This window comes from Thioalkalivibrio sp. HL-Eb18 (assembly GCF_000364985.1).
GTDB lineage: Bacteria > Pseudomonadota > Gammaproteobacteria > Ectothiorhodospirales > Ectothiorhodospiraceae > Thioalkalivibrio.
In genome coordinates this window covers 216,779-243,533 of sequence record NZ_KB822962.1, presented here as the reverse complement: position 1 = coordinate 243,533, position 26,755 = coordinate 216,779, and the positions used below count along the sequence as shown (strand labels likewise).

Here is a 26,755-nt window from a genome sequence, read left to right as displayed (position 1 = left end):
CGCTGCAGGAAAACATTGCAACCGCGGCAACCGGGTGCGAATGGCGACTCGGTTACTCGGAGAGCACGCGGGCGCCGCCCTCGCCACGCGGGTCGGAGGCTGCCTCCAGCCGCCCTTCCCCGCGCTCCCACAGGATCACCTGCATGTCCCCGAAGGGGCGCACCTGCGGCACCAGGCGGTGGCCTCGCGACACCAACTGTCCACGCGTCTCCATGTCGAACGCGCTCGTCTCGTGTTCCACACGGTCCGGCAGGTACTGGTGGTGGTATCGCGGCTGCTCGACGATCGTCTCCGCATCCAGTCCTTCCACCACGCCCAGAATGCCGTGTAGCACCATGGTGATGATGCGGCTGCCCCCCGGGGTGCCCAGGATCGCCACGCGATCATCGGTCTCGACAAAGGTCGGGCTCATGCTCGACAGGGGCCGCCGATACGGGGCAATCGCGTTGGCCTCGAACCCAATCAGCCCGTAGGCATTGGGCTCGCCCGGCTTGGCCGAGAAGTCGTCCATCTCGTTGTTCAGCAGGACCCCGGTTCCGGGCACCACATAGCCGGAACCGAATGGGTAGTTCAGCGTCAGCGTGGCGGCCACGCGGTTGCCATCGGCGTCGATCACGGAGAAGTGCGTCGTCTCCGGGCTCTCGGCGGCCTGCGCCGGGTCCGGAACATCCGCCTGTGGGTCCACCGATAGCGGCAGATAGCGGCTGGGCGTAGCCTCGTCCGGATGAATGGTGGCCCGCAATCCGGCCGCGTAGTCACGCGACAGCAGCCGCTCCAGCGGCATATCGACGTGGTCCGGATCGCCGAGATATTCGGCCCGGTCGCGGTAAGCGCGGCGCATCGCCTCGATGGTCAGGTGCGCGCGCAGATCCGGGGCCAGTTCGTCAAGGTCGTAGAACGACAGGATGTTCAGGATCTGCCCCAGGGCGATGCCGCCCGAGGACGGCGGTGAGGCGGTGGTGATCTGCGCGCCGCGATATTCGATGTGGATCGGGTCGCGCTCCACGACCTCGTAGCCCTCAAGGTCTTCCAGCGTCCAGATGCCGCCGACTTCGCGCACCCCTTCGACCAGCCGCTCGGCCAGGGCGCCTGTGTAGAAGCCGTCACGACCCTCTTCGGCCAGGCGGCGCAGGGTATCGGCCAGATCCGGTTGCACGAGGCGCATGCCCGCGTCGGGCACAGCGCCATTATCGAGGAAGATCTGAGCGGCATCCGCGCCATCCCGCAGCGCCTGGCGGCGGAAACTGGCCATCTGGTTGTAGCGGCTGCCCACCTCGACCCCGTCCTCGGCCAGACGGATGGCCGGCTCCAGAGTATCGCCGAGTGGCAGGTTGCCGTAGTGGCGGGACAGGTGATCGATCCCGGCCGGCATGCCGGGGATCCCGGCGGCGAGCACCCCGTCGAGTGACAACCCTTCGACCACCTCGCCATCGTCGTCCAGGTACATGTCGCGATGCGCCTCGCCCGGGGCTGTCTCGCGGGCGTCCAGCATCACGCTGCGGTCGTTCTCCGCGTCATAGAGCAGGAAAAACCCGCCGCCCCCCAGGCCGGAGCCATAGGGTTCGGCCACGCCGAGCGCGGCGGTCACGGCAACGGCGGCATCGAACGCATTGCCGCCCGCGGCGAGGATACGCTCGCCCGCCGCGGTGGCCTCCGGATGAGCGGAGGCCACCGCCCCCTGGCCGGGCCCCTCGGCCTGAACGGGCGCTGCCAGCAGCGCGGCGGCGGCCAGGACGACGGGGAGCAGGCGCGCCAGCATCGTTACGCGCCCATCAGCTTCTCGTACTTCGCCTGCAACTGCTCGCGCGTCTCCTTGCGGTCAGGGTCCAGCGGGATGCAGTCGACCGGGCAGACATCCTGGCACTGCGGTTCGTCGTAATGCCCGACGCACTCGGTACAGCGCTCCGGGTCGATCTCGTAGATCTCGTCGCCGGGGTAGATGGCCTCGTTCGGGCACTCGGGCTCGCAGACATCGCAGTTGATGCATTCGTCGGTGATCATCAGGGCCATGGGGTTGTCCTCGTATCCAGTCGCAGGGCCCGGCTAGTGCTCCAGGCCGTTTTGTTCGGCCAGCATGCGCGCCACACCGGGGCTTACGAATTTTGAGACGTCGCCGCCCAAACGGGCGATTTCCCGTACCAGACTGGAGGAGACAAAGCTGTATTCCTCCGCCGGGGTCAGGAACAGCGTTTCGACCTCGGGAGCCAACTGACGGTTCATGGCCGCCAGCTGAAATTCGTGCTCGAAGTCGGACACCGCACGCAGGCCGCGCAGGATTACGTTGGCCCCCTGCGCATGAACGAACTTGGCCAGCAGCACGTTGAAACCTTGCACCTCGACCCCTTCGATCCCTTTCACGGCCTCCTCCGCCAGCGCGACACGGGTCTCCAGCGGAAAGGCCGGGCCCTTGTTCGGATTGGCGGCTACCGCGATCACCACGCGGTCGAACAGGCGCGCGGCGCGGCGCACGATGTCCGTGTGCCCGTGGGTAATCGGGTCGAAAGTGCCGGGGTAGATCGCAGTGACTTGGGGCATGCCAACAGCCAGCAGGGAACAAGGCCCGTATTAGACCGCAAGGGGGGGTGGCACACCAAACACCCCCACCCGGGCATGTTCGGAAATCGCCTGGACAGGCTTTACACTGCCCCGTCTCGTCCACCGCCATCAAGGGCTACCGATGACCGATGACTACCGTCCGCCGCTCGCCGATTACTGGGACCAGCTCGAGGCCCGCTACGGGGGCGGGTTCAACTTCCACCAGATTTCGCGCGACGAACTGGCGCAACTGGTCGAGCACTTGCGCCACGCCGTGAAGGAAGACCCGCAGGTCACGGACGTCGAGAAACAGAACCTGGGGCTGGTTCTCAAACACGCCGAACAGACCCTGGACAAGCGCAAGGCCTGACGGGCCGCCCGCTACTCCTGCGGCGCGCGGGCTTCCAGCGCCGCAGGGCAGGGCGGCAGGGCGCGGCACTGAGCGCCGTCGTCAGGTGCCCCGGCCGCCGCCCCCAGGGTAGGCGCATAGCTCCCGGGGCCGGCCAGTTCGCCCGCGCAACTGGCGGCCTCGCGGGCCTGCTCGCCGCACTGGCGGGCAATCAGCACATGGGCCAGGTTGTTCCAGCCCTCGTGCCGTTGCGGGTCCCGCTCGATCAACTGGCGCAGGGCGTCCTCCGCCGTTGGCAGATCGCCCTGGGCAAAGGCCACATTCGCCCGCCCGACATAGCCGATCGGGTGCTCCGGCCAGCGCTCCATTGCGGTCTGATACCCCGTGGCGGCCGGGCCCAGACGACCCACCTGCTCCAGTTCGTTCACCGCACGCAGCCAGCGCAGCGGCTCGGCCGTGGCCGGCAGTTGATCCGGTTCGATCACCAGGAAGGCCCAGCGATCGCCGCGCGCCCAGGTGCGTTCGAAGCGGGCGAACGAATTCACGTGGCGCTCGATAGGCCCGCTGCGCAGATACACCTCGCGCTCCTCCAGGTCGTAGCCCATTACCACGGCAAAGTGCCATTCGGGGAACATCGCGACCCCGAGGTTCTGGAACACCACGACCGGGTTGCCCTCTGCCACCTCGCGCAGGATGGATTCCAGCTGCGGCTCCACCCGGTAGGCGACCAGGTCACGCGCACGCGCCGCGGCACGCATCTCGGCTTGCAGACTACCCTCGCGGGCCGGGATGTAGACCTCGTCGATCAGCTCTTCCAGCGAGGCATCGATCCCGCGTGCGCCCAGCACAGTCGCCAGCGCCGCCGGGCCGCACTGGTAATCCTCCTGCGGGAAGAACGGGGTATCTTCCAGTTCCACGCGCACAGGCAAGTTCTCCGGGGCCTCACTGGAGAGCTGTGCGCTCTGCGGTGCCGTGGCACAACCGCTGAGCCAGAGCACGGCAAACAGACCGCAAACGAGTGCGGCGAGCCCGGGGGCTCGCCGCCAGTAGACAGATGCCATGAAAGGCCTAGCGCTCGCGGGCGGGACCGACGAACGAGAAGATGTCGGTCACGCCGACCGCGTCCAGGATCACGAGCACGACGAACACGATGGCAACCACACCGACCACGCCGGCGGCACCGGCCGGATCGGTTTCCATGCGGGCCTCGAGGTGGGCGAGCTCTTCCGGAGTCAGGCGGGCGACGCGCTCCTGGGCCCGGTCGGGATCCACACCCATCTCGACCAGCTTCTCGCGCACGGCCTGATCATCCAGCTGCTTGAGCAGCTGCGCGCGGGTGTCATCCGCGCTGGCCTGCTGAATCATGGAGCCCGTATCCAGCATTCCCACGCCGGCGAACGCCGGGGTCGCGGGCAACAGGGCCAGCGCCAAGGCAATCAGGAACGCGGCGGGGGCGGACAACCAACGACGATGCGGTGCGTGGGACATGGTCGAACTCCTTTTTCGATTGAACAGGACCGGCAATCCGCCGGAGTGACACCTTTTCAGTGTACCCGCCGGCTCGGATGCGCCAAGCCCCGAATCACTTATTTTTTCGCGCCCGGTCACGCTATCAAGACCCGTTCAGGGGAACACGGACCACGAAACGCGAACTGGATCAGCTCTCTTCGGGCGGATCGACCTTTTCGATGTCGTACTCGAGCACTTCGACCGAACGCGCCCAGGCCCCGCCGCAGACGCTGTCATCGCGCGTGCGCTCGCGCATGTCGCCCGGCGCAATCGTGCCAAAGCGGCGCACCGTGGTGCGCACGTCATCGTCGAGCTCGCCAGGGCAGGTGTAGGCCGTCTTGGTCACGGTCACATCGACGTAGTCTTCGCTCTCGTTCACGACGCGCCACTCGCCGCGCACGTTGTCGCAGCCATGATCGCGCAGCCGGTATTCGACCTTGACGTCATCGGGCGAACCATCGGCCGGTAGCCAGTAAGCACCTTGTGCCGACACCGTGCCCGGGGCGGCGAAAGCCCCCATCAAGGCGACGGCCGCAAAGCCCGCCAGCGTCCGGTTCAGGGTTTGGCTCTTCATGATCTCCTCCACAGTCTCTGGACTTCGACTGGTCCTCTTGCGGGACCTTCATCACACATTAGACGCCCGGCTTGTGCTGGATATGCCGTTTCCGGGCGCCCCACGGGGTTTTTTCCCCAGAGGGGGTCCCTGTACATTGCTGATCATGACCTGTTCGCCTGAAACGCAGATGAATGAGATCGTTCTGGATTCGATGCTGACCTGCCCCGAATGCGGGCACCAGAAGACGGAAACGATGCCCACCGACGCCTGCCAGTGGTTCTACGAATGCACCGGCTGCGGCACGCTGCTGAGGCCACTTCCGGGGGATTGCTGCGTGTTCTGCTCCTACGGCACCGCGCCCTGCCCGCCCATCCAGCAGGAAGGCCCCGGCGGATGCTGCACACCCGCCAAGCCCGCGGCAGAGTGATCGCCACGCCTAGTCGCTCCTGACCTCGAACGGTGTGCACCGTTTGGGAAGCAGTTCGCCACGAATGCGCGGGTAGCAGGGCAGGCCCTGCTCGAATGGGGGGGCGTCCTCGCCCTGGATCAGCGGGCGCAGGTAGTCACGGGCCGCCTGGGTGATGCCGTAGCCGTCCGGGGTGATGTAGTTGCGCGGCATGCCCTGCTCGATGTCGGCGACAGTCTCGAGATGGGTGAACCCGATACTCCAGCGATAGGGCTTGTTGGAGTCGCGACGGATAATCGGCATGAAAGCGTCCTCTCCCGCGACCACACCCTCCACCGCCGCGCGGCCGCAGGCATAAGCCTGCTCCACATCCACCTTCGACGCGATATGGCGCGCGGCACGCTGGATGTAGTCCACCACTGCCCAGTGCAGCTTGTGCCCGGTCTTCTCGCGGATCAGTTCGGCCAGGCGCGGGGCGGCGCCGCCGAGCTGGGTGTAGGCGTAGACGTCGTGGCTCTGGGCGACCGAGAACAGGCCGCCGTCGGGATTCTTGAGCCCCTCGGAGACGACCACCACACAATACCCGTGACGCTCGATGGTGCGGTTCAGGTGGTCCAGGAAGTCGTCCTGGTCGAACGGGACCTCGGCGAACAGGATCAGCATGGGCGGCTGGCCGTCGAACTCCTGCGCCAGCGCCGCGGCGGCCGCCAGCCAGCCGGCATGGCGACCCATCACCTCCATCACGAACACCTTGGTGGAGCTGGTATGCATGGACTCGACATCCAGACTGGCCTCGCGCACCACGGTGGCGATGAACTTGGCGGCGGAACCAAAGCCCGGGCTCGAGTCGGTCACGGCAAGGTCGTTGTCGATCGTCTTGGGCACGCCGATCGCCCTGATCGGAAAGCCCATGCGCTCACCCATCTTCGCGATCTTCAGCGCGGTATCCATGGAGCCGCCACCGCCGTTGTAGAAGAAGGTGCCGATGTCATGGGCGCGGAAGACCTCGACCAGACGCTCGTACTGCTCCGGGTCCTTGTCGGGGTCACCCAGGTCGAAGCGACAGGAGCCGAACGCACCCCCGGGCGTATGGCGCAGGGCGGCCAGGGTCAGCGGATCCTCGTGGTCGAGGTCGATGATCTCTTCACGCAGGACACCCAGGATGCCATCCCGCGCCGCATAGATCTTGCCGAAATGGGCCGGGTGAGCGCGGACCGCCTCGATCACCCCCCAGGCACTGGCGTTGATGACGGCGGTGACCCCGCCCGACTGGGCGTACAGCGCGTTCTGCGGCATATAAATCCTCCATTTTTGTTGGGGGTCCCGAATGGCGAGCAAACGCAGTGCCAGGGCCGTCGCGTCGCCATCAGGGCTACAGATCGGCCACATAGGGTGCTTTTGCTACACTATGCCGCCTTTGACACCCGGCGCGCCGGGGCCGTTCGCCCCGCGAGGGGGCTGCTGTGCCCCATTTCGCGCCGTGTCGCCCGATTCACAACAGCATCAGGATTGCATCATGCATATCGGTACCACTCTGACCAACTGCATCATCGAAACCCAGCGCGGCATTCAGGGCGCGACCGGCGAATTCACTGGTCTGCTGAACGACATCTCCGTGGCGTGCAAGAAGATCTCCAACCTCGTCGACAAGGGCGATCTGGTTGGCGTGCTCGGCTCCGCCGGTTCCGAGAACGTGCAGGGCGAGACGCAGAAGAAGCTCGACATCATCACCAACGAGGTGTTCATCGAGAGCCTGAGCCACAACGGCCACGCGGCCGGCCTGGCCTCCGAGGAAATGGAAGAGATCTGCGAGATGCCGGCCGACGCGCCGCGCGGTCACTACCTGGTCCTGTTCGACCCGCTGGACGGCTCCTCCAACATCGATGTGAACGTCTCCGTCGGCACCATCTTCTCGATCCTGAAGGCCCCCGAGGGCGTGACCGATCCGAAGACCGAAGACTTCCTGCAGCCGGGCACCAAGCAGGTCGCCGCCGGTTACTGCCTGTACGGCCCGTCCACGATGATGGTGATGGCCACCGGCCAGGGCGTGAAGATGTTCACGCTGGACAAGGACTTCGGTGAATTCCTGCTAACCAAGGACACCGTGCAGATCCCGGAGGACACCCAGGAGTTTGCGGTCAACATGTCCAACAGCCGTTTCTGGGAAGCGCCAATGAAGCGCTACATCGACGAATGCCTGGCCGGCAAGGAAGGCCCGCGCGGCAAGGACTTCAACATGCGCTGGGTCGCCTCCATGGTCGCCGAGGTGCACCGCATCCTGTGCCGTGGCGGGGTGTTCATGTACCCGATGGACACGAAGATGCAGGCCAAGGGCACGACCGGCAAGCTGCGCCTGATGTACGAGGCCAACCCCATGAGCTTCATCGTCGAACAGGCCGGCGGCGCCGCCACCACCGGCCGCGAGCGCATCATGGACATCAGCCCCGAGGGCATCCACCAGCGCGTGCCGGTGGTCCTGGGCGCGAAGAACGAAGTGGAGCGCATCACCGGCTACCACAACGAGGGCTGATCCCCACGCCCCTGGCAGCGCAAGCCCGGCCCCGCAAGGCGCCGGGCTTTTTTGTGCCCGGAAGACAGCTGTTGTCACGTGTGTGACATTATTGATATACCTGTAACATGGATTCTCCGGGTACCGACTGGCAACTGCTCATCCTCGCCTTCCAGGGCGGGCAGGATTCGACTCGGGTCCGGCTCTGGCGGGCGCTAAAGGCGCTGGGCGCCGCCACGCTGCGCGACGGCGTCTACCTGCTACCCAACCGTTCCGATCTGCGCGACGCTCTGCTGGAACTGGCGGAATCCGCACGGGCGGCGGGCAACCAGGCCTACCACCTGCCGGTGGCGGCCAGCGCCGAGGAACAGGTGCACTACCGCAGCCTGTTCGACCGCGAGGCCGAGTACCGCACGCTGCAGACCAGCGCCGAGACCCTGCTGGGCCAACTGCCCGGACTGGGCGAGGCCGAATTGCTCAAGCGCCTGCGCCAGATCCACCGCGAGGCGGAGCAGCTGCGCCGCACCGATTACTTCCCGGGCCCCGGACGCGGGCCACTGGAGGCCCTGCTCTCCCGGCTCGAGTCCGCGGCCCAGTCGACGCTCTCGCCGGACGAACCCTCGCCCGCGCCGGATTCGGGCATCCCCCGCCTGGATCCGGCGGACTACCGGGGGCGGCTGTGGGCCACGCGCGCGGCCATGTGGGTCGACCGGGTCGCCAGTGCCTGGCTGATCCGCGAATTCATCGACCCGGAAGCCCGCTTCGTCTGGCTTCCCACCCCGGCCGATTGCCCGGCCGAGGCCCTGGGCTTCGACTTCAACGGGGCCGCCTTCACCCACGTCGGCGACCGCGTCACCTTCGAGGTCCTGCTGGCCGCCTTCGGCCTGGAGCGCGACAGCGGTCTCGCGGGACTGGCCGAGATGGTGCATTTCCTGGATGTCGGCGGCCGCCCCATCCCCGAGGCGGCGGGCTTCGAGAGCATCCTGACCGGGGCCAAGCAACAGTGCGCAGACGACGACGCCCTGCTGGCCCGCGTGACCCCGGTGCTACACGACCTTCGCCAGGCCTATGAACAACAATCCGGACGCGATCCCAGATGACCGATCCCGAACACACCGCGACACAACGTCCCGACGCGCCCACCCGGTCCGAGGCCTTTCGCTACTGGCTGAAACTCGGCTTCATCTCGTTCGGCGGGGCCGCCGGGCAGATCGGGATGATGCACGACGAACTGGTGGAACGGCGGCGCTGGGTCTCCGAGAAACGCTTCCTGCATGCGCTGAACTACACCATGGTGCTGCCGGGACCGGAGGCCCAGCAGCTGGCGACCTATCTCGGCTGGCTGCTGCACGGCACCTTCGGCGGCCTGATGGCGGGGCTGCTGTTCATCCTGCCGTCACTGTTTCTGATGATTGGCCTTTCCTGGGCGTATCTGGTCTTTGGCGACGTTCCTGCGGTGGAGGCCGTGTTCTACGGCATCAAGCCGGCGGTGGTCGCGATCATCGTCTACGCCGGCTGGCGCATCGGCGGACGGGTACTCAACAATGGCCTGCTGTGGCTGATGGCCATCGCGGCCTTTCTGGCGATCTTCGCGCTCAATATCCCGTTTCCGTACATCATCATCACAGCGGGTATCCTCGGCTGGCTGGGCAGTCGCGTCTGGCCGGAGCGCTTCCAGAGCGGCGAATCGCACGGGGCCGGCAGTGTCGAGTCCCGCGGCCCGGCGGTGGTGGACGACGACACGCCGCCCGCCCCCTGGATGCAGTTCCGCTGGTCGCGGGTGATCCGTTTTCTGGTGGTGGGCCTGGGCCTGTGGGCCATTGTGTTCGGGGCCCTGCTCGCCGTGTTCGGCTGGGACGCCACGCTGACTCGCATGGGGCAATTCTTCACCCAGACTGCACTGGTCACCTTTGGCGGGGCGTATGCGGTACTGCCCTATGTGTACCAGGGCGGGGTCGAGACCTATGGCTGGCTGAATCCGACGCAGATGATCGACGGCCTGGCCCTGGGCGAATCCACGCCCGGTCCGCTGATCATGGTGGTCACCTTTGTCGGCTTCATCGGTGGCTGGACGCAGGCCTTTCTGGGGCCGGACCAGATCGTGCTGGCCGCCCTGCTCGGAGCCCTGGTCGCGACGTTCTTCACCTTCCTGCCGTCGTTCCTGTTCATCCTGGTCGGCGCCCCGCTGGTCGAGCGCACCCGGGGCGACCTGCACTTTACCGGGCCGCTGACCGGCATCACCGCCGCCGTCGTCGGGGTGATCGTGAACCTTGCCGTCTTCTTCACCTGGCATGTGCTGTGGCCGGACGGATTCGAGGGTGCCTTCGAATGGTTCTCCGCCCTGCTGGGCATCGCCGCCTTTATTGCCCTGGCCCGCTTTCGGGTCGGGATCATCCCGCTGATCGCTATCTGTGCCGTTCTGGGCGCCGGGTATCAGCTTCTGCTCTAGGAGTACGTGACATGCTGAAAAACACACGCAACAGGGCCCTGCTTGTTCTGGCCCTGGCGGCTTTTGTTCTAAGCCCGATGCTCGCGGCCAAGGAGGCTCCCATCCTGCCGGAACCCGAAGCCGTCTCGGACCATGCCCATGCCTGGATCGGGCCGTACGGCGGGCCGGACACCGAGAACCAGGGCTTTCGCATGAACCTCGGCTACGTGGTCGGCGAGGATGCCGTGGCCGTGATCGATTCCGGCCACACCCCGGAGATGGCCCAAGAGATGCTGGAGCATATCCGCGCCACAACGGACAAGCCGGTGCGCTACGTGATCAACACGAACTCGCAGCCGCATCGCTTTATGGGCAATGACGTCTTCCGCGAGGCGGGGGCCGACATCCTGGCCGCGCCCGACGCCGTCGACCGCATGCAAGGGAACGCCTCGATGTTCGCCATGCAGCTCGAGAACGCGCTGGACCGGCCGGAAGGCTCCACCGAACATCCCGAACCACCGAATGTGATGGTCGAAGATCGCGAGGAACTGGACCTGGGCGGTGTCACGCTGACCGTTCGCCATGTGGGCAGCGCCCACACCCACGGCAGTCTGATCGCGGTGGTCGAGCCCGACAACGTCGTGTTTGCCGGTGACGTTCTCTACGGCGGCCGTCTGCTGGCCATCCTGTCCGACGGCAGCATGGAGGGCTGGCTGGAGGCCTACGAACTCCTGCAGGATGAATACGCGGATGCGAAATTCATCCCGGGCCACGGGAAACCGGGCGCACTGTCGACCTTCGACCACGCGACCCACGATTACCTGCGCGCGCTGTGGGACCACATGTTTGAGGCGGCGGACATGGGCACCGACATGCAATCGGCCATCCGCTCCTTCGATGCTTCGCCCTGGCAGGACCTGGCCGATTTCGACGACCTGGCGCCACGCAATGCGAATATCGCCTACCAGGAGGCCGAAAGCGCCCTGTTCTAGCTACCAGCCACGTCCGGCGCCCGCTGGCGCCGGACGCTTCCGCCCCGGCCCGTTACGATCCACCCTATACGATCCGCCCATCGAGTTGCGCACCCGCATCCGGGTCATCCAGCATCGTGCGCAGATTGTCGCTGGTCTGCTGCGCAATGCTTTCCAGGGCCTCGCGGGTCAAAAAGGCCTGGTGGCCAGTCACCAGCACGTCGTCGCGCTGCATCAGTCGCGCCAGACGGACATCCGGCAGCCCCTCCGCCGACCAGTCGTAAAAGAACAGGCCGGCCTCATCCTCATACACGTCGAGTCCCAACCCGCCGAGTTGCCCCGAAGCCAGAGCCGCCTCGGCGGCGTCGGTGTCCAGCAAGCCGCCCCGACCGGTATTAATCAACAGCGCGCCACGCGGCAGGCGCGCAATGCGCTCGGCGTTCATCAGATAGCGGGTCTCGGGCGTCAATGGGCAATGCAAGCTGACCACTTCGGCAGCCGCCAGCAGGTCGTCCAGCTCACGGTACTCGACACCCGCCGCCTGCAAATCGGGGTTGGGGTAAGGGTCGTACGCCAGTACGCGTGACCCGATTCCCTGCAAGGCACGGGCGAAGGCCGAGCCGATATTCCCCGTGCCAATCACGCCGACGGTGCGCCGCGCCAGGTCGAAACCCACCAGGCCCGTCAGGGCGAAGTTGCCCTGTCGCACGCGTTCCCAGGCTTGCGGGATATGGCGGTTCAGTGCCAGTAGCAGTGCCAGTGCATGTTCCGCTACAGCATTGGGTGAGTAGGCAGGTACCCGGGCACACTGCATTCCCAGACCCCGGGCGTACTCGCGATCCAGGTTGTCACAACCGGCACAGCGCAGCGCAATAACCCGAATACCAAAATCTAGAAGCTGGTCGAGCACGGCCGGCCCCAGGTCGTCGTTCACGAATGCACAAATCGCACCCGCATCCTTTGCCTCGCTCACTGTCGTGGCGTCGAGCTTGGCTTCGATGAAATGGGGCTCAAGACCGGCCTGTCGGAGGGCCGGGGTCAGAAATTCGCGATCATGGCTCTGCGTACTGAATACGGCGACTTGCATCAATATCGGCTCCACACGAAACAATCGCACCCATCTTCGCGGCAGACGAACCGCGAGCCAAGTCGCTCGCACATTGATCACCGCATGTATCAGGGAAGCACGGTTGCTTGACCCGTTACGAACAGCACACACCGTGCCAGCAGACCCTGTCGCCGCGCCAGCTTTCCGTCGCCGAGTCACGACTGCTGGCCCAGGAACCACTGATTAATGCACACGCTCGCGGTCGGGCACGGGCGGGGTTGAGCGCGAGTAGACGCTGAGCGCAGTGACGGTGACGAGGATCAGGGCCATGCCGATCATCTGCACGAGCGCCAGGCTTTCGTGCAGGATCACGACGCCGAACAGCGTGGCCGTAACCGGTTCGATCATCGCGACGATGGAGGCGACGGCCGGGGCCGTGGTCCGGAGCCCATTGATGTAGAACGCGAATGACAGGCCCGCCCCGAATACGCCCAGGGCCAGGAACAGCGGCCAGTCGGTCGTCGTCAGGGCGGACACCATCTGGGTGTTGTCCCCCGGCAGCATCAGGAGGATCACGAGTACGCCGAAGGCGATCGAGAGCACCGACTGCGGGCTGCCGTGCGCGCCGGCGTACTTGAAGCCGAAGATGAAGATGGCGTAGGAGAGACCCGCCAGCAGGCCCGCACCGGCACCAATGAGGGTCACGCCGCCCGCGCCGGTATCGTAGATCTGGGTAAGCATCACGATGCCGACCATGACCAGCGCGATCGCCACCAGCTTGAGCGTGGTGGGGCTTTCCAGCTTCAGGGCGAACGAGACGAGGTAGACGAACACTGGGGCGGTGTACATCAGCGTGGCTGCCACCGCGACACTCCCGTTCGCGATACTCACAAAGTAGAAAGCGAAGTTGCCCGCCACGCCAAGCCCAGCCACAGCGGACCAGAACCAGAGCTTGCCACTGCCGAGCCCACTACCGCCCGGCCGCCAGGCCAGCCACGCGAGCACGAAGACCAGGCCGATGGCGCCACGGAAGAACGAGACCACAAAGGGATCCCAGCCTTCGGCCATGAGGATGCCGCCGATCCCGCCGGACAGCCCCCAGAAGAAGGCCGCCAGCACCACGAGTCCTACACCCAGGCCCATCGATAGCTCCCTGTGATCCGTGTTTCCCTGGCTGGAACGGGCCACCGTCGGTGGTGGCTCAACGTGGCCTGGAATGGCGGACAGACGGCAACGACACAGACTGGGCCAGCCTGCGAAACGAAGTGTCACATATTACAGAGAGGTACGGCACAGCTGGAAAGACCCGGCGCGGAGCGTCAGCTCCGATGGAATCCGCCGCACCCGAACGGTCGCAGGCGCAAGGCTTCCGGAACAAGGGCATTTTTTGTGCGCGCGACGGTCTCATAGGGCATGAATGGACGAGCACCTTCGCTCGCCCCGATCGCCAGCAGGTCTCCCCTATGTCCGAACGTGCCCCTCCCATTGCCTGGACGCCGGCAGTTTTCTTTGTACTGACCAACCTGGCCGCGGTCACGCTGGTGCCGTGGTGGTGGTTCACCCAGGGCTTCAGCGGCGCGGCCTGGGCGGTCTTCGGGCTGTTCATGGTGCTGAGCGGGCTCGGCATCACGGTGGGTTATCACCGACTCTGGGCGCACCGCACGCTCAAGGCCCGCGGGCCCTTGCGCGTTCTACTGGCGCTGAGTGGCGCCCTGGCACTGCAGAACAGCATCTACAACTGGGGGGCGCGGCATCGCGTGCATCATCGTTACGTCGATGACGTGGAACGCGATCCGCATTCCATCAAGCGCGGTTTCTGGCACGCCCACATGGGCTGGATGCTGCGCAACTGGCCCGCCAGCGAGGCCGACTATTCACGGGTGAAGGATCTGGCGAAGGACCCGGTGGTGATGTGGCAGCACCGGCATTACTGGACACTCGCATGGGGACTGAACCTCGGCCTGCCGCTGCTACTGGGACTGGCGTTCGGGGATCTGGTGGGCATGCTGCTACTGGCTGGCGTCTTGCGCCTGGTGCTCAGCCACCACTTTACGTTCTTCATCAACTCCCTGGCGCACTGGTGGGGCCGGCGCCCCTACGGCGACGAGAACACCGCCGTGGACAACGGTCTGGTCGCGCTACTCACCTGGGGCGAGGGGTACCACAACTTCCACCACGCCTTTCAGGCGGACTACCGCAACGGGGTGCGCTGGTGGCAGTACGACCCCTCGAAGTGGCTGATCAACCTGCTGGCCTGGACCGGATTGGTGTATGACCGCCGACGGACGCCGCATTTCAAGATCATGCGCGCGCGGCTGTACACGGAGTTCCGCCGGCTGCTCAATGCCGACGCGGCCGGGCCGATGCACGACACCTGGCGCGCGACTGTGGAACGGGAGTATCAGCGTTTCCGCGATACTGTGAACCAATGGCAGGAGGTGCAGGCGCGCAAGATGCGGGCCGGGCGTGCGGCCTTGAATGATCGCTGGCTGCGCACGGAGTTGCGCACCCAGTTCAAGGAGCTGGAGTATCGCCTCAAGATGCAGCGCCGGCGACTGCGCGCCCTGGCGGCCTCTCGCCGCACGACTACGGCGTGAGCGCTGGCTCCGGATCACCGGGCCCGGGCGTCTTCAGGTGCGATCTTTCCCAATTTGGCGGCGACCCGGTCGGCCACCTTGCCACGTACCACCACCTCGTCGGCGCCCGCCTGGCGCGCGGCCTTGAGCACCGCCCCTTCTACATGCGGACCAAATGCGACGATGGTTGCGTCCGGATAGCGCTCCCTCCAGCCCGATACCGCTTCCTCACCACGCGCCCCCAGATCGACCACGATCAGGGTGGGCCGCTCGGGCGTCTGGCTGCTGCTGACCGTCGCGCCGGCCGAACGCCAGCGTGACTCCAGCCGAACGCGGGTCATCAGGTCCGGGGTATCAAGATGGATATGCATAGGGAAACACCGATTAATGTACACGCTCACGCTCGAGTCGCTTTTGCGGGCCAACCAGGCGCGGCGACTGCCATGCAGTCATTCTGCACAAGGGAGCCGCAACGCCGTGCGCGCGCCCCGTTTTTGATCACAACGGGCGGCCGAGCCCCTGCATTGTAATGGGTTGTGGGGTTGGTACCCCAGGTTCCCCGATCCTGCGTTGCGCCCCGAATCGATCAAAAACGGGCGGGTAGAACACTACCCGCTACGCGAGGCGCCTTGTCTCGGAAAACCTGGGGTGCCAACGCGAGTGTGCACATTGATCCGTGTTTCCCTGGGGACTCCCGAAGGGGTCCGCCGATTCGTGGGCATCGGTGCGCGCTCGGCACGGTTCCTGCTCGGACCCGTTAGCGGGATCAAGGTGCCAGGGAGAATGGCTCGGGCACGCTGTCACGACAATGCCATCCGTGATCGAGGATAATCGCACTGCACCGACTGGAGACGACACTGCACCATGACGGAACTGAAAAAAGCGATCGAGCACCAGCGCGAATACCTGGAAGCCCGGCTACAGGAGCCGCTGGCCGATATTGCAGCGCGTCTGAGTACGGCATGGCCACGCCGCGAGGCGCTGGATTCGATTCTGGAAGAGGCGATCCGCCAGATCCCGGAAGCCACCTTTGTCTATGCCCTCAACACCGAGGGCATCCAGCTCTCGGACAACATCTCGCGCAGCGGGGTGCTGCCGGAGCACTTCGGGCGCGACCGCTCGCAGCGTCCTTACATGAAGGAGGCGGTGCCGGCTGCGGGCTTTCTGCTGTCAGAGGCCTACATCAGCCTGCTCGGGCGGCGCCCGTCGCTCACCGCACTACAGCTGGTACGCGACGAGAACGGCACGGCACTCGGGTTCCTGGGTGCGGACTTCGACCTGCGCAACCTACCGGACCTGTCGGAGGATCTTTACGAAGAACCCAATGAGTGGCGCCAGATCAAGGGCGACCCGTCGATCCGCGGGACGCTGTTCCTGCAGAGCCGCACCGAGAGTCTGATGGACCAGCACATCGACACCGCGCTGGCCATCCTGGAGGAACTGTTCACCGAGCGCGGCGTATTTCAGGGTGTGTTCCATTTCTCCAGCTCTCGAGCGACGCTCTGGACCACCGAGGACCCCTACCGCTACCGCATCCTGACCCACGAGTCGCTGGCCGACCCCGATGTCTGCCTCGCCTTCCCCCACGAGCCCTACCCGGAGGAAGCGCTGATCCCGAAGGAGGCCATGGGCCGCGTGCTCGAAGGGCTCAAGGCCCTGCGCTTTGCCGACGAGACCATCTACCTGCGCTCGGCCTCGGTGAACCTGTTCAATGGCATGGTCAGCCTGACCTTCTCCTGCGACGGCTCCCACTACATGACCTGGGACGACTTCCTCGGCCGCTCCATCGACTTCTGGATCGGCGCCACCGGGTAGGAAATACCCACGCGCGCTGACAGCGACCCGCCGCCTGGGCCATGATGGTCTCGGAGTCAGGTGCGGGGACAAGGGATGGAGACCGCAGTAGCCAAGGAGATCGGCGGGCGGCGCGAGCAGCAGGACGCAGTCGGCGTATGGGCCAGCCCGGATGCCCGCTGCGCGTTGCTGGTCGTCGCAGATGGCATGGGCGGGCACGCGGACGGCGCTCAGGCAGCCCGGATGGCCATCGCCACCGCCGAGCGCCTGTGGAACGACTGCGACGGTCGCCCGGAGGACCCGGCGGCACTCCTGGAGCGCCTCTTTCACGAGACCCAGGCCGCCCTGTACAACCCCGAAGCGGCACCCGGCGAACAACCCGGGACCACGCTGGTCGCGCTGTATGTCGGGCCGGAGCGGGCCTGGTGGGCCCACTGCGGCGACAGCCGTCTGTATCACTTCGAGGGGGAGCGCCTGATCACCCGCACGCGGGACCACACCCGGGTGCAGGCGCTGGTGGATGCCGGCGAGATTGGCGAAGAGGACATGGCAACCCACCCGGAACAGAATCAGCTCCTGCAGGCCCTGGGTGTAGTGGATCCGGTACGGGTGGACCATGGCGAAACCCCGCTGACACCCGACAGCCGCTTCCTGCTGTGCTCCGATGGATACTGGGAACAGCTGGGCCCCGATGAGAGTGCTCGGTGGATGAGGCAGCCGGATCTGCGGGCAGCCTGTACACAGGCCGCCGGCCACGCGGCGCAGCGCGGCGGCGCGCATGGAGACAATGTGGCGATCGCGGTGTGGCGGGCGCACAGGGGAACCACGCCGGAGCGACATCACCTGCGGGCGGCGATCCGTCCCGCGTTGCTCGCGGGTCTGCTCCTGCTCGCTGTACTCACGATCCTGCTCTGGCCCCTGGATTGAATATGGCGCGCATTGTTTCCGTGGCAATAGTGCCTCTCGTCACCTTGCTGACCGGCTGCGCCATGCTCACGACCGACCACGAAGAAGCACCGGTCACCGAGGCGGCCGAGGAACCCCGTTCCGACGAGGCGACCGAGCCGCAACCCGAGGTTCTGTCTATTGCCGAGATCATCGAGGCCCTGCAGGAAGGGGACACGGAACACGCCGGTCAGGCACTGGACCGGTTTCTCGAAAACGAGCCCGAGCACCGGGTTGCCCGCAGTCTGCGCTCGCAGCTGGATGCGGACCCGGTCGAGGAACTTGGCGAGGCATCGTTCGAACATACGGTAGAGTCTGGCGAAACGCTGGGACAACTGGCCCGGCGGTATCTCGGCGATGCCAATCGTTTCCTGATCCTGGCGCGTTATAACGACATCGAGCGGCCGTCACGGCTGCTGGCAGGGCAGCGTCTGCGCATCCCGGAAACCGCCCCGCGCGAGGCGAGCACCGCCGATAGGGAAACACTCGACGAGCAATTGGCGGCCCTGGGCGGGCAGGACGACGAGGATGCCTACCTGCGCGCCATCGAGGCCGACCTGGAAGCCGGCCGGTATGCGGAGGCGCGAGAAGGGCTCCAGCACGCGCGCGAGCAGAGCGGTAACGGCCGCTGGGGCCGACGGCTGGCGGCGCTGGAGCACGAAGTGGAGGGGCGGTACTGGGAGCAACGCGGGAACCAGGCACGCGATGCGGGCGACACCGGCGCCGCACTGACCGCCTATGACCGGGCGCTGGAGGCCGACTCCGGGCGCGATGCGGCCCGGGACGCGCGCGAGGAACTGCGCGAGCAACGCAAGGAAGAGCTACATTCGGCCGCGATCCGGCGTTACCGCAACCAGGACCTGGAAGAGGCAATCGCCCTTTGGGACGAGGCGCTGGAGCTGGACCCGGAGTTCGAGGCCGCACGCGGATACCGCCTGCGGGCCCTGGAACTGCAGCGCCGCCTGGAGCGGCTGGGGCACTCGGAAGACGGCGCTTCCTGAGCCGGTCAGACGCCGTATTCGGAGCGGTAGGCGCGCAGGGCCTCGAGGTGCTCGGGGGCGCGGCCGGTCTGCTCCAGCATCTGCACCAGGTCCCCCAGCCGGGCCACGCGCACGACCTCCAGGCCCAGTTCGTCCTCGACCTCCTGGATCGCCGAGCGCTCGCCACGGCCGCGCTCTTCGCGATCCAGGGCAATGGCCACCGCCACCGGCGTGGCGCCCGCCGCGCGGATCAGCTCCACCGATTCACGGATGGCCGTGCCGGCGGTGATCACGTCGTCCACGATCAGCACGCGCCCGGCCAGCGGCGCCCCCACGATGTTGCCGCCCTCGCCATGATCCTTGGCCTCCTTGCGGTTAAAGGCCCAGGGGCGATCCATGTCGTGGTCGCGGTAGAGCGCCTCGGTGACGGCCGCGGCCAGCGGGATGCCCTTGTACGCCGGGCCAAACACCAGATCGAAGGCGACGCCGGAATCGACGATGGCCTGCGCGTAGAACTCGCCCAGGCGTACGAGATCGGAGCCCCGGTTGAACAGGCCGGCATTGAAGAAATACGGGCTTGTCCGCCCCGACTTCAGTGTGAACTCGCCAAAGCGCAGGACGTCGCGTTCCAGGGCATAGTCGAGAAAGGCATGGGCGGTCATCGCGGGGCTCCGGTCGGAAAACGCCGTATTCTGACACAGGCACGGCGGGATTCATCACGCCGGCCCTTTCCTGTACGCGCGCGCGCCGGTATCGTTCCCGGCCATGCGCATACTCTCGATGAACGCCAACGGCATCCGTGCCGCCGCCCGCAAGGGCTTCTTCGACTGGCTCCCGAAGACCGAGGCCGACGTGGTCTGCATCCAGGAGACCAAGGCCCAGATCCACCAGATTCAGGGCGAGCCTTTCCATCCCCCCGGCTATCACAGCGCCTATGTGGACGCGGTGAAACCCGGCTATAGCGGGGTCGCCCTGTACAGCCGGCGCCAGCCGGACGAGGTCATTACTCGCATCGGCTTCGAAGAAGCGGACAACGAGGGTCGCTACGTCGAGATGCGCTTCGGGGACCTGTCCGTGGTGTCGCTATACCTGCCTTCGGGCTCCTCGGGGGATCACCGGCAGGATTCCAAGTGGCGGTTTCTGGATTTCTTCCGGCCGTGGCTGGCCGAGCGCATGCAGGACGGGCGCGAGTGGGTGATCTGCGGCGACTGGAACATTGCCCACAAGGAGATCGACCTGCGCAACTGGAAATCCAACCAGAAGAACTCCGGCTTCCTGCCCGAGGAGCGCGCCTGGCTCGATCACTTGTTCGACGAGATCGGGATGGTGGATGTTTTCCGGCGACTGGACGACCGGCCCGAGCAATACACCTGGTGGTCCAATCGCGGCCAGGCCTGGGCGAAAAACGTGGGCTGGCGTATCGATTACCAGATCGCCACCCCCGGCATCGCAGAAACCGCGCGGGACCCGTACATCCATACGGACGACCGCTACTCCGATCACGCCCCGTTCTGGATCGACTATGACTACACCCCCTGATCGTCATCTGCGGGCACCTTCGTGAGCACAGCTGCCGAGTCGCAGAATCGGCCGAACCGCGACTGGCGCGAGGCACTGTCCGTCTACCGCCATCCGCGGGTGGTGGGCATGCTGTTCCTCGGCTTTGCCGCCGGGCTTCCGCTACTGCTGACGGGCGGCACCTTCACCGCCTGGCTACGCGACCTCGGGGTCGAACTGGCCTCCATAGGTTTCCTCTCCTGGGTGGGCATGGCCTACAGTATCAAGGTGCTGTGGGCCCCGATCGTGGACCGGATGCGACTGCCGCTGCTGACCCGGATCTTCGGGCGACGGCGCGCGTGGATGCTGGCGGCGCAGGCGACCATCATGCTGGGGCTGTTCGGGATCGCCTTCACCGACCCCACCGAACAGCTCTGGCTGGTTGCGGTCTGGGCGGTACTGACCGCCTTTGGCGCCGCAACCCAGGACATCGCAATCGATGCCTACCGTATCGAGGCGGTCAGCCAGGAGCGCCAGGGCGCCATGGCGGCCGCCTATGTCTTCGGGTACCGCGTGGCATTACTGACGGCCGGGGCGGGGGCCCTGCATATTGCGGCCGCCGGCAGCTGGAGCCTGTCCTATATGGCGATGGCGGCACTGATGCTGGTGGGGGTGGTCTGCACCCTGATCGTCCGCGAGCCGGAGGTCGCGCCGCGCGACACAAAGACCGCGCAACTGGAAGCGCGCGTGGTGCATTACATCAACAACACTTCCGACACCGGGCTCTGGCGCGACTTCAAGGCCTGGTTCATCGGCGCGGTGGTATGCCCGTTCGTGGATTTCTGGCAGCGCTTCGGGCGAATTGCGCTGGTGGTGATCGCGTTCATCGCGATCTTCCGCATCAGCGACATCTTCATGGGGGTGATGGCCAATCCGTTCTATCTCGACCTGGGCTTCACCAAGGACGAGATTGCCAACATCGCCGCCGCCTTCGGCCTGGCGATGACCCTGACCGGGGCCGCCCTGGGCGGCCTGCTGGTCGTCCGATTCGGGATCATGCGCATGCTGATCGCGACCGCCATCCTGGCCCCGGCCACCAACCTGACGTTCTCCTGGCTTGCCACCCTGGGCCCGGAGATCTACGGCCTGGTGTTCGCGATCATGGCGGACAACCTCTCCGGCGGGATGGCAATCTCGGTGTTCATCGCCTACCTGTCCAGCCTGACCAACTCGGCTTACACCGCGACCCAGTACGCCCTGTTCAGCTCGATCATGACCCTTCCGGGTCAGTTCCTGGCCGGCTTTACCGGGGTGTTTGCCGAGCACTTGGGCTGGTTCTGGTTCTTTGTCAGCTCCGCCCTCATTGGCATCCCCACCATTTTGCTGGCCCTCGCCCTGATGCGCTGGGCCAACCCGGACCGCATGGCCCAGCCGGGAAGGCCGCCGGAGTTGCAGGAGCCGCCCGAGGGGCCGGAACGCGCCCCCTCGTAGGGAGAGGCCGCAGTTTCAAGCGGCCGTTCAAGCGCCCACGCTCAGGCCGACCGTGGCCTGCAAAAACAAAAACGTCCGCCGGCGATGAACATCGCAAGCGGACGGCAAGGCGCCCCATTAACGAAGGCGCGGCTATCGGCTACCCCGGCGTCAGGGGCGCTTCGGCGTGGTGTACTCGGCCTCTTTCTGGAAGGACTCCCAGATCGTCTCGTAACCGACGAAGCCCTTTTCGTTGGGCGGCATCTGGCGGGTCACCAGGTAACGGGACTTGCCGTCGGGGACCTGCGGGTGTTTCTTCTCGGTATCCTGGCTCATGGTTCATTCACCTCGCTTCGATGAAAAAGAGGGGATGGGAGATACGGGTCTCACTCCCCAGACTTACTGAAAGGCCGGGTGAACGGGCCCCATCACTCGATGGGCACCGCTCGTCCGCTGTCGATTTCCGGGCCCGACTCCACCTTGCCACCATGCTCGATTTCGTCCGCAGTGGCATCACGCACCAACAACACATTCAGCTTGAAAATCACCTGCCGACCACACAGCGGGTTATTGCCATCGATGGTGATCGTCTTGTCGTCGAGCCGCGTGACCAGAAAACTCTTGGTCTGGCCACGATCGTTTTCCATCAGGATCGCCGTACCGAGCTTGCGGTATTCCTCTGGCACATTTTCGATCGCTTCCGTGATCACCAGAGACTCGTCGCGCGGGCCGTACAGCGCATTGCAATCGATGGGGACCTCGATGGTTTCGCCCTGCGCCTTGCCCTCAAGCTCGCCCATTACCTTGGGCGACAGGACCTCATTGACACCGTGCACATAGCCCAGCGGGAACTCCACCTCGGTCAGGACCTGGCCGGATTTCTCGTCGATGACCTGATAGTTCAGCTCAACGTACTTGTTGTCCTTGATTACATCTGTCATTCAAAGTCCCGCTGCCTTAGAAAATGGACGCACCGAAGATTCGCACTTCGCCTTCCTCGTAACCGAGGACCATGCGGCCGAGCCACTCGCCTTCTTTCTTCGTGCTGCGCACCCGATACAGGACCGTGACATGTTCGCCGCGGCGAATGATGCCGAGAAAATCCCAGTCCTCCTTCAGGTTGCGGGTCAGCTCGCTCTGGGCGAATTGCTTGCCCACCTCGACCTCGTTAAGGCCGAACAGCAGGTGGTAGGAGAACCGGCGGACGAATTTGCCGTACTGGCCCTTGTTCGAGTATTTGATCAGATCGTTCCACATGGGGTGGGCGATCTCCAGGATCTCCTCGTCGGAGTGATCGATGATGTTCATCGAGGTCTCCGGCATCGGCTGTGCTTCAGCTGCACTGGTCATGTTGAAACCCCCGGGGGTGACGGTTGAAAGAGAAGACCAACGCGCGAACGCGTTGGCCATCGCCGCTTGCCAGCCGTGGTGACGGGGCCGCAGCCGACCCCGTCACGTTAGCACCCTAGGCTTCCGCCTTCTCGGGCTCGGCCGGGGCCTCGTCCTTGTCGACCAGGTGATAGCACGGCGCCTTCTCCATGGTGTACTCGCCCGTCTTCGGGTCACGACGAGAGACGGTCAGGTGATGCCAGTTCTTGTCGTCGAGCTTCATGTAGTCGCCGCGGTAGTAGTAACCCGGCCAGCGGGTTTCCTTGCGGAACAGCGTGTGGTGGAAGACACTCTCGGCCGTGCGCACGCGGTGCTTCAGCTCCCAGGCGCGCAGCAATTCGTGGATGTCCTCCGCCGCCAGCTTGTCCAGGTCCTCTTCGAGGATGTGCATCTTCTTCAGGCCGATGTTGAGCAGCTTTTCGTTGGTCATGTAGCTGACCGTCACGCCGCCACAGTATTCGTCCATCAGCTTCTGCAGGCGGTCAAGACCCTGGCGCGGGTTGATGTAGTTCGGATTGACCGAACCGGCCACGACCTCGTTGCGGTAGATCTTGTAGTGTTCCAGCGGCTTGTAGATCTCCTCTTTGCGCTTGTTGATCTGCGAATCGGAGACGCGGATGCCATCGGCCTTGCCATCGTCGATGTACTTGCAGGCGGCCTTCGCGGCCAGGCGGCCCTCGGTGAACGAACCGGAGGAGAACGCATGTGGCGTCCCGCCCACGGCATCGCCGGCACCGAACAGGCCTTCGACGCTGGTCATGCGGTTGTAGCCCCAGAAATATTCGGGCGGGGAGACGTCCTCCGGACCGGAGCACCAGGCACCGCAACCCGTGGCGTGCGAACCCATCACGTAGGGCTCCGAGGTGGTCAGTTCGGGGTTCTCGTTCTTGGGGTCGACGTCAGTGGCGGCCCACAGCACGGCCTGGCCGACGGTCATGCCCAGGAAGTTCTCCCAACCCACCTCTTCGAGGTGCGGATCCTGGAAGGCCTCCATGGTGACCATGTGGATCGGGCCACGACCGGCATTCACCTCGTTCAGGAATGCGTGGTTGCGCAGGCAGGTCGGGATCGGGCGATGGGTTCGGTGGGAGGCCTCCGGATCCAGGTACTCCTTGCCGACCATCTCCTGCAGTTGTGGCCACCACTTGGACTCGTACTCTTCGCCGTTGCAGTTCTGCGTGCGGGTCTTCAGATGCAGGAAGTAGGCACCGACCGGGCCGTAGCCATCCTTGAAGCGGGCCAGCACGATGCGGTTTTCCATCTGGGTCATCTTGGCACCGGCGTTGATCAGCAAACCATAGGCCGAGCCGGAAGACCACGGCGCGTACCACACACGGCCCGCACCTTCGCCCACGGAACGCGGCTTGAAGATCATCGAGGCGCCGCCGGCGGCGACGATCACCGTCTTCGACTTGAAGACGTGATAGTTACCGGTGCGAACGTTGAAGCCCACGGCACCGGCCACCCGGTTCTCCTTGGACTCGTCCATCAGCAGATGGGTGACGCAGATGCGGTTGTAGATCGTATCGGCCGACTTCTTGGCGGCCTCGGCCACGATCGGCTTGTAGGATTCGCCGTGGATCATGATCTGCCAGCGGCCTTCACGCTGGTAGGCGCCCGTCTTCGGATCGCGCATCAGCGGCAGGCCCCATTCCTCGAACTGGTGCACGGTGGAGTCCACGTGCCGCGCCATGTCGAACAGCAGGTCCTCGCGCACCATGCCCATCAGGTCGATACGGGCGTAGCGGACGTGGTCCTCGGGGTTGTTTTCGCCCCAGCGGGTGCCCATATAGCAGTTGATCGCGTACAGGCCCTGGGCCACGGCCCCGGAGCGGTCGATGTTGGCCTTTTCGGCAATCACGACCTTCTTGTCCTGGCCCCAGAACCGGGCTTCCCAGGCGGCGCCCGTGCCACCGAGCCCGGCGCCGCAGACCAGGATGTCGATGTTGTCTTCGACGATTGTCTTGTAGGCCATCAGTAGTACACCCCTTCTTTCAGTTTGAGACCGGCGGCCTCCAGCGTGTGCAGATCCCCCTCATCCATGCGGATGTACTTGGGCTCGTTGAACAGTAGCTGGCTGTCCCGCATCGACTGATCCGGCGCGGGCACGTCGGCCAGCTGCGGGATATGCTTGCCCCAGGGTTTGGTGGTGATCGGCGACAGGAAATTCTTTTCCCGGCCGTCGCGGAACTTGATCTTCCAGGCGATGGTGCCGCGCTCTTCGTCGCGGTCGACGCGTACGCTGTGCCCCAGTGGCGCGAAGTCCGCGTAGCCGCGCACGTCAATGGCGTGGTGCGGACAGGCCTTCACGCAGGAATAGCATTCCCAGCACATGTTGGGCTCGATGTTGTAGGCGCGACGGGTCGTTTCGTCGATATGCATGATGTCTGACGGGCAGATGTCCACGCAGTACCCACAGCCATCGCAACGGGTCATGTATACGAAAGTTGGCATGGTAGTCCTCGATCGATGCTGATGTTCGGGTAAATGGCTTTAGTAGTGGTTGGGCGCTTCACGCTGGATACCCTTCCCCATCTCCATCGGCGCGTCACGCAACAGCTCCATCGAGTGGCGCTGCTGTTGCTCGGGGTCGTCACGCGTGAGGGTCGGGAGGTTCTCGGCGGAACCGTCAGCCCGGGTAAGGCGCTTCTGATAGGCCGCAGCGGGCTTGAAGAACATGTGCGCGAACTTGGACCAGTAAACCGTTGCGAACAGAGTCGTGGTGGCCGCGAGGAAGAGCGCGAAGAAGACCCAGCCGAGGGCACCGGCGCCCTGGGTCAGCGACCAAAGGATGGCGAACGTCGACATCGCCAGCAGCGACACGATGAACAGATCGGCACGGACCAGCTGGTACCAGCGACGGCCTTCGGAATTCACATCGACACGAATGAAGAACCAGAACCAGTAGCCACCGAAGGCGAGCGACAGGGCGCCCAGATGCCACAGGAGCGGCCACACGCCGGCGGCAGGCTCGGCCGCGTAGCCAAAAATCAGCACGGCGGAAGAGACGACGAAAACAATAAAGCCCCACATGGTGAAAAGGTGGGAGGCACGACGCGTCGGATTTTTGAATTCGCCAGAGGTGATGACCTCTTTCCCAATGGTCTGCATCGCGAGCGAGAATTTTTCGCCACCGCTCACGCTACGGGTCGCGTTCTTCTCGGCTTTCTTGGCGTTCTCGAAAAAGTACTTGGCACTCCTCTTGTGCATCATGTCGAGGATCGTGCCAGCAGCCACCAAGATGACCATGAGCACGACATACGCCTGCATTGCGGCTGGTGGGATAAACGCAGCCAGTTCGGCAAAGGGATTGCTAGTGATCACGGCGTCAGGCCTCCTCGAGTGTCCAATGGGCCCACTGAGTCTGTGATAAATCGTTCTTGCGCTTCAAATCAAAGTTGCTTGCCTCGACATAAGGGGAATGTATGGGTCGATATGCTAATTTAGGGAAACGCTAATCTATCAAGGTCGCCCGCAGACGGGCGCCCACCCCCAACGACCCTTCAGCCGGTCTTTACTTTGCAGCCCGCATCAAGCCCCCTGAACAATCGCAAAGCGCGCAGCGGCGGGCATTCCGCCCGAGCGAACCGGGGGCATTAAGCCCCGGACTACAAGCCCCGATACCACTTGATCTGCACAGCCCTGCCGGGGTCGCGCCCCGACAGAGGGTCAAGTAACCCGGCGCTTTATGGACTATCTTGTGCTACGTTCAGGGTCGATTTGCAGCGCGCCCGGCCACCAGACGGGCTGGCCGCGTGCGGCCCGAGCACGACACCCGGCGGGATAATCCGCC

The 26,755-nt window shown here is 65.1% G+C and carries 29 protein-coding genes; 12 read left to right on the top strand and 17 right to left on the bottom strand.

Annotated elements, in window-relative coordinates:
- Window positions 1–52 precede the first annotated feature (52 nt).
- Genes ggt through coaD form a run of 3 tightly spaced genes read right to left on the bottom strand, consistent with a single transcriptional unit; the run spans window position 53 to window position 2,535 of the window.
- Window positions 53–1,759 (bottom strand): gamma-glutamyltransferase, encoded by a 1,707-nt coding sequence (gene ggt / locus F813_RS0103875; RefSeq protein ID WP_017925644.1) that lies wholly within the window; start codon window positions 1,757–1,759, stop codon window positions 53–55.
- 2 nt (window positions 1,760–1,761) lie between these two features.
- Window positions 1,762–2,010: a YfhL family 4Fe-4S dicluster ferredoxin gene (locus F813_RS0103870; RefSeq protein WP_012981508.1), complete on the bottom strand. Its 249-nt coding sequence runs from the start codon at window positions 2,008–2,010 to the stop codon at window positions 1,762–1,764.
- A 33-nt stretch (window positions 2,011–2,043) separates the two neighbouring features.
- A complete protein-coding gene (gene coaD, locus F813_RS0103865) occupies window positions 2,044–2,535 on the bottom strand; it encodes a pantetheine-phosphate adenylyltransferase (protein ID WP_017925643.1) in 492 nt (163 codons plus the stop codon).
- Between the two features lie 142 nt (window positions 2,536–2,677).
- Here coaD and F813_RS0103860 point away from each other — a divergent pair, with 142 nt between their 5' ends.
- Entirely contained in the window at window positions 2,678–2,905 is a 228-nt protein-coding gene (locus F813_RS0103860) for a hypothetical protein (RefSeq protein ID WP_012981506.1), read from the top strand.
- 11 nt (window positions 2,906–2,916) lie between these two features.
- Here the strand turns inward: F813_RS0103860 and F813_RS0103855 are convergent, their stop codons facing one another.
- From F813_RS0103855 to F813_RS0103845, 3 genes are all read right to left on the bottom strand, one after another.
- Entirely contained in the window at window positions 2,917–3,945 is a 1,029-nt protein-coding gene (locus F813_RS0103855; protein ID WP_038059957.1) for a PA2778 family cysteine peptidase, read from the bottom strand.
- Window positions 3,946–3,952: 7 nt separating this feature from the next.
- Window positions 3,953–4,372, bottom strand: coding sequence for a PA2779 family protein (locus F813_RS0103850; RefSeq protein ID WP_017925641.1), 420 nt, complete (start codon window positions 4,370–4,372; stop codon window positions 3,953–3,955).
- Window positions 4,373–4,541: 169 nt separating this feature from the next.
- Entirely contained in the window at window positions 4,542–4,979 is a 438-nt protein-coding gene (locus F813_RS0103845) for a hypothetical protein (RefSeq protein WP_026148128.1), read from the bottom strand.
- Window positions 4,980–5,136: 157 nt separating this feature from the next.
- Between F813_RS0103845 and F813_RS0103840 the strand changes: the two genes are divergently transcribed.
- Window positions 5,137–5,376 carry a GDCCVxC domain-containing (seleno)protein gene (locus F813_RS0103840; protein ID WP_012981502.1) on the top strand — a complete coding sequence of 80 codons (240 nt, stop codon included), beginning with the start codon at window positions 5,137–5,139 and terminating at the stop codon, window positions 5,374–5,376.
- A 9-nt stretch (window positions 5,377–5,385) separates the two neighbouring features.
- On the opposite strand, the gene F813_RS0103835 is transcribed toward F813_RS0103840, so the two are convergent.
- Entirely contained in the window at window positions 5,386–6,651 is a 1,266-nt protein-coding gene (locus F813_RS0103835) for a 6-phosphofructokinase (RefSeq protein ID WP_017925639.1), read from the bottom strand.
- 220 nt (window positions 6,652–6,871) lie between these two features.
- On the opposite strand from F813_RS0103835, the gene F813_RS0103830 reads away from it, so the two are divergent.
- The 4 genes from F813_RS0103830 to F813_RS0103815 all read left to right on the top strand — a co-directional run bounded on the left by F813_RS0103830 (window position 6,872) and on the right by F813_RS0103815 (window position 11,284).
- A complete protein-coding gene (locus F813_RS0103830; protein ID WP_017925638.1) occupies window positions 6,872–7,885 on the top strand; it encodes a class 1 fructose-bisphosphatase in 1,014 nt (337 codons plus the stop codon).
- A gap of 107 nt (window positions 7,886–7,992) precedes the next feature.
- Complete coding sequence (locus F813_RS0103825; protein ID WP_017925637.1) at window positions 7,993–8,964, top strand: chromate resistance protein ChrB domain-containing protein; 972 nt, start codon at window positions 7,993–7,995, stop codon at window positions 8,962–8,964.
- A complete protein-coding gene (gene chrA / locus F813_RS0103820; RefSeq protein ID WP_017925636.1) occupies window positions 8,961–10,313 on the top strand; it encodes a chromate efflux transporter in 1,353 nt (450 codons plus the stop codon). The genes F813_RS0103825 and chrA overlap by 4 nt, the downstream gene beginning before the upstream one ends.
- A gap of 11 nt (window positions 10,314–10,324) precedes the next feature.
- Window positions 10,325–11,284, top strand: coding sequence for an MBL fold metallo-hydrolase (locus F813_RS0103815; RefSeq protein ID WP_017925635.1), 960 nt, complete (start codon window positions 10,325–10,327; stop codon window positions 11,282–11,284).
- A gap of 64 nt (window positions 11,285–11,348) precedes the next feature.
- On the opposite strand, the gene F813_RS0103810 is transcribed toward F813_RS0103815, so the two are convergent.
- The gene (locus F813_RS0103810) at window positions 11,349–12,350 is read right to left on the bottom strand and encodes a 2-hydroxyacid dehydrogenase (protein WP_017925634.1); all 1,002 of its coding nucleotides are present in this window, start codon (window positions 12,348–12,350) and stop codon (window positions 11,349–11,351) included.
- 204 nt (window positions 12,351–12,554) lie between these two features.
- Window positions 12,555–13,454: a DMT family transporter gene (locus tag F813_RS0103805; protein WP_017925633.1), complete on the bottom strand. Its 900-nt coding sequence runs from the start codon at window positions 13,452–13,454 to the stop codon at window positions 12,555–12,557.
- A gap of 320 nt (window positions 13,455–13,774) precedes the next feature.
- On the opposite strand from F813_RS0103805, the gene F813_RS0103800 reads away from it, so the two are divergent.
- Window positions 13,775–14,908, top strand: a complete 1,134-nt coding sequence (locus F813_RS0103800; RefSeq protein WP_017925632.1) for an acyl-CoA desaturase — start codon at window positions 13,775–13,777, stop codon at window positions 14,906–14,908.
- Between the two features lie 14 nt (window positions 14,909–14,922).
- Here the strand turns inward: F813_RS0103800 and F813_RS0103795 are convergent, their stop codons facing one another.
- Window positions 14,923–15,258, bottom strand: coding sequence for a hypothetical protein (locus tag F813_RS0103795; RefSeq protein ID WP_017925631.1), 336 nt, complete (start codon window positions 15,256–15,258; stop codon window positions 14,923–14,925).
- A 493-nt stretch (window positions 15,259–15,751) separates the two neighbouring features.
- On the opposite strand from F813_RS0103795, the gene F813_RS0103790 reads away from it, so the two are divergent.
- The 3 genes from F813_RS0103790 (at window position 15,752) to F813_RS0103780 (ending at window position 18,627) form a co-directional block, all read left to right on the top strand.
- Window positions 15,752–16,702, top strand: coding sequence for a PDC sensor domain-containing protein (locus F813_RS0103790; protein ID WP_017925630.1), 951 nt, complete (start codon window positions 15,752–15,754; stop codon window positions 16,700–16,702).
- Between the two features lie 75 nt (window positions 16,703–16,777).
- A complete protein-coding gene (locus F813_RS0103785) occupies window positions 16,778–17,608 on the top strand; it encodes a PP2C family serine/threonine-protein phosphatase (protein WP_017925629.1) in 831 nt (276 codons plus the stop codon).
- Window positions 17,609–17,637: 29 nt separating this feature from the next.
- Window positions 17,638–18,627 (top strand): LysM peptidoglycan-binding domain-containing protein, encoded by a 990-nt coding sequence (locus F813_RS0103780; protein ID WP_026148127.1) that lies wholly within the window; start codon window positions 17,638–17,640, stop codon window positions 18,625–18,627.
- Between the two features lie 5 nt (window positions 18,628–18,632).
- Here the strand turns inward: F813_RS0103780 and pyrE are convergent, their stop codons facing one another.
- Window positions 18,633–19,268, bottom strand: a complete 636-nt coding sequence (gene pyrE / locus F813_RS0103775; RefSeq protein WP_017925627.1) for an orotate phosphoribosyltransferase — start codon at window positions 19,266–19,268, stop codon at window positions 18,633–18,635.
- A 103-nt stretch (window positions 19,269–19,371) separates the two neighbouring features.
- Here pyrE and F813_RS0103770 point away from each other — a divergent pair, with 103 nt between their 5' ends.
- Together F813_RS0103770 and F813_RS0103765 are read left to right on the top strand one after the other, a co-directional pair.
- Window positions 19,372–20,145: an exodeoxyribonuclease III gene (locus F813_RS0103770; protein WP_012981486.1), complete on the top strand. Its 774-nt coding sequence runs from the start codon at window positions 19,372–19,374 to the stop codon at window positions 20,143–20,145.
- 21 nt (window positions 20,146–20,166) lie between these two features.
- A complete protein-coding gene (locus tag F813_RS0103765; RefSeq protein WP_017925625.1) occupies window positions 20,167–21,594 on the top strand; it encodes an AmpG family muropeptide MFS transporter in 1,428 nt (475 codons plus the stop codon).
- Between the two features lie 150 nt (window positions 21,595–21,744).
- On the opposite strand, the gene F813_RS14400 is transcribed toward F813_RS0103765, so the two are convergent.
- The 6 genes from F813_RS14400 to F813_RS0103735 form a co-directional block, all read right to left on the bottom strand.
- Window positions 21,745–21,909 carry a hypothetical protein gene (locus F813_RS14400; RefSeq protein ID WP_012981484.1) on the bottom strand — a complete coding sequence of 55 codons (165 nt, stop codon included), beginning with the start codon at window positions 21,907–21,909 and terminating at the stop codon, window positions 21,745–21,747.
- A 92-nt stretch (window positions 21,910–22,001) separates the two neighbouring features.
- Complete coding sequence (locus tag F813_RS0103755; RefSeq protein WP_012981483.1) at window positions 22,002–22,514, bottom strand: peptidylprolyl isomerase; 513 nt, start codon at window positions 22,512–22,514, stop codon at window positions 22,002–22,004.
- Between the two features lie 16 nt (window positions 22,515–22,530).
- On the bottom strand, window positions 22,531–22,881 hold the full coding sequence (locus F813_RS0103750) for a hypothetical protein (RefSeq protein ID WP_012981482.1): 351 nt from the start codon (window positions 22,879–22,881) through the stop codon (window positions 22,531–22,533).
- 157 nt (window positions 22,882–23,038) lie between these two features.
- On the bottom strand, window positions 23,039–24,937 hold the full coding sequence (gene aprA, locus F813_RS0103745) for an adenylyl-sulfate reductase subunit alpha (protein WP_012981481.1): 1,899 nt from the start codon (window positions 24,935–24,937) through the stop codon (window positions 23,039–23,041).
- A complete protein-coding gene (gene aprB, locus F813_RS0103740) occupies window positions 24,937–25,416 on the bottom strand; it encodes an adenylyl-sulfate reductase subunit beta (protein ID WP_012981480.1) in 480 nt (159 codons plus the stop codon). The genes aprA and aprB overlap by 1 nt, the downstream gene beginning before the upstream one ends.
- 39 nt (window positions 25,417–25,455) lie before the next feature.
- The gene (locus F813_RS0103735) at window positions 25,456–26,232 is read right to left on the bottom strand and encodes a hypothetical protein (RefSeq protein WP_017925623.1); all 777 of its coding nucleotides are present in this window, start codon (window positions 26,230–26,232) and stop codon (window positions 25,456–25,458) included.
- Window positions 26,233–26,755: the final 523 nt, after the last annotated feature.

Bases quoted from the DNA above. Each gene is read 5' to 3' on its own strand.
- ggt (WP_017925644.1), bottom strand. From the start codon at position 1,759: ATGCTGGCGCGCCTGCTCCCCGTCGTCCTGGCCGCCGCCGCGCTGCTG.
- F813_RS0103870 (WP_012981508.1), bottom strand. From the start codon at position 2,010: ATGGCCCTGATGATCACCGACGAATGCATCAACTGCGATGTCTGCGAG.
- coaD (WP_017925643.1), bottom strand. From the start codon at position 2,535: ATGCCCCAAGTCACTGCGATCTACCCCGGCACTTTCGACCCGATTACC.
- F813_RS0103860 (WP_012981506.1), top strand. From the start codon at position 2,678: ATGACCGATGACTACCGTCCGCCGCTCGCCGATTACTGGGACCAGCTC.
- F813_RS0103855 (WP_038059957.1), bottom strand. From the start codon at position 3,945: ATGGCATCTGTCTACTGGCGGCGAGCCCCCGGGCTCGCCGCACTCGTT.
- F813_RS0103850 (WP_017925641.1), bottom strand. From the start codon at position 4,372: ATGTCCCACGCACCGCATCGTCGTTGGTTGTCCGCCCCCGCCGCGTTC.
- F813_RS0103840 (WP_012981502.1), top strand. From the start codon at position 5,137: ATGAATGAGATCGTTCTGGATTCGATGCTGACCTGCCCCGAATGCGGG.
- F813_RS0103835 (WP_017925639.1), bottom strand. From the start codon at position 6,651: ATGCCGCAGAACGCGCTGTACGCCCAGTCGGGCGGGGTCACCGCCGTC.
- F813_RS0103830 (WP_017925638.1), top strand. From the start codon at position 6,872: ATGCATATCGGTACCACTCTGACCAACTGCATCATCGAAACCCAGCGC.
- F813_RS0103825 (WP_017925637.1), top strand. From the start codon at position 7,993: ATGGATTCTCCGGGTACCGACTGGCAACTGCTCATCCTCGCCTTCCAG.
- chrA (WP_017925636.1), top strand. From the start codon at position 8,961: ATGACCGATCCCGAACACACCGCGACACAACGTCCCGACGCGCCCACC.
- F813_RS0103815 (WP_017925635.1), top strand. From the start codon at position 10,325: ATGCTGAAAAACACACGCAACAGGGCCCTGCTTGTTCTGGCCCTGGCG.
- F813_RS0103810 (WP_017925634.1), bottom strand. From the start codon at position 12,350: ATGCAAGTCGCCGTATTCAGTACGCAGAGCCATGATCGCGAATTTCTG.
- F813_RS0103805 (WP_017925633.1), bottom strand. From the start codon at position 13,454: ATGGGCCTGGGTGTAGGACTCGTGGTGCTGGCGGCCTTCTTCTGGGGG.
- F813_RS0103800 (WP_017925632.1), top strand. From the start codon at position 13,775: ATGTCCGAACGTGCCCCTCCCATTGCCTGGACGCCGGCAGTTTTCTTT.
- F813_RS0103795 (WP_017925631.1), bottom strand. From the start codon at position 15,258: ATGCATATCCATCTTGATACCCCGGACCTGATGACCCGCGTTCGGCTG.
- F813_RS0103790 (WP_017925630.1), top strand. From the start codon at position 15,752: ATGACGGAACTGAAAAAAGCGATCGAGCACCAGCGCGAATACCTGGAA.
- F813_RS0103785 (WP_017925629.1), top strand. From the start codon at position 16,778: ATGGAGACCGCAGTAGCCAAGGAGATCGGCGGGCGGCGCGAGCAGCAG.
- pyrE (WP_017925627.1), bottom strand. From the start codon at position 19,268: ATGACCGCCCATGCCTTTCTCGACTATGCCCTGGAACGCGACGTCCTG.
- F813_RS0103770 (WP_012981486.1), top strand. From the start codon at position 19,372: ATGCGCATACTCTCGATGAACGCCAACGGCATCCGTGCCGCCGCCCGC.
- F813_RS14400 (WP_012981484.1), bottom strand. From the start codon at position 21,909: ATGAGCCAGGATACCGAGAAGAAACACCCGCAGGTCCCCGACGGCAAG.
- F813_RS0103755 (WP_012981483.1), bottom strand. From the start codon at position 22,514: ATGACAGATGTAATCAAGGACAACAAGTACGTTGAGCTGAACTATCAG.
- F813_RS0103750 (WP_012981482.1), bottom strand. From the start codon at position 22,881: ATGAACATCATCGATCACTCCGACGAGGAGATCCTGGAGATCGCCCAC.
- aprA (WP_012981481.1), bottom strand. From the start codon at position 24,937: ATGGCCTACAAGACAATCGTCGAAGACAACATCGACATCCTGGTCTGC.
- aprB (WP_012981480.1), bottom strand. From the start codon at position 25,416: ATGCCAACTTTCGTATACATGACCCGTTGCGATGGCTGTGGGTACTGC.
- F813_RS0103735 (WP_017925623.1), bottom strand. From the start codon at position 26,232: ATGCAGGCGTATGTCGTGCTCATGGTCATCTTGGTGGCTGCTGGCACG.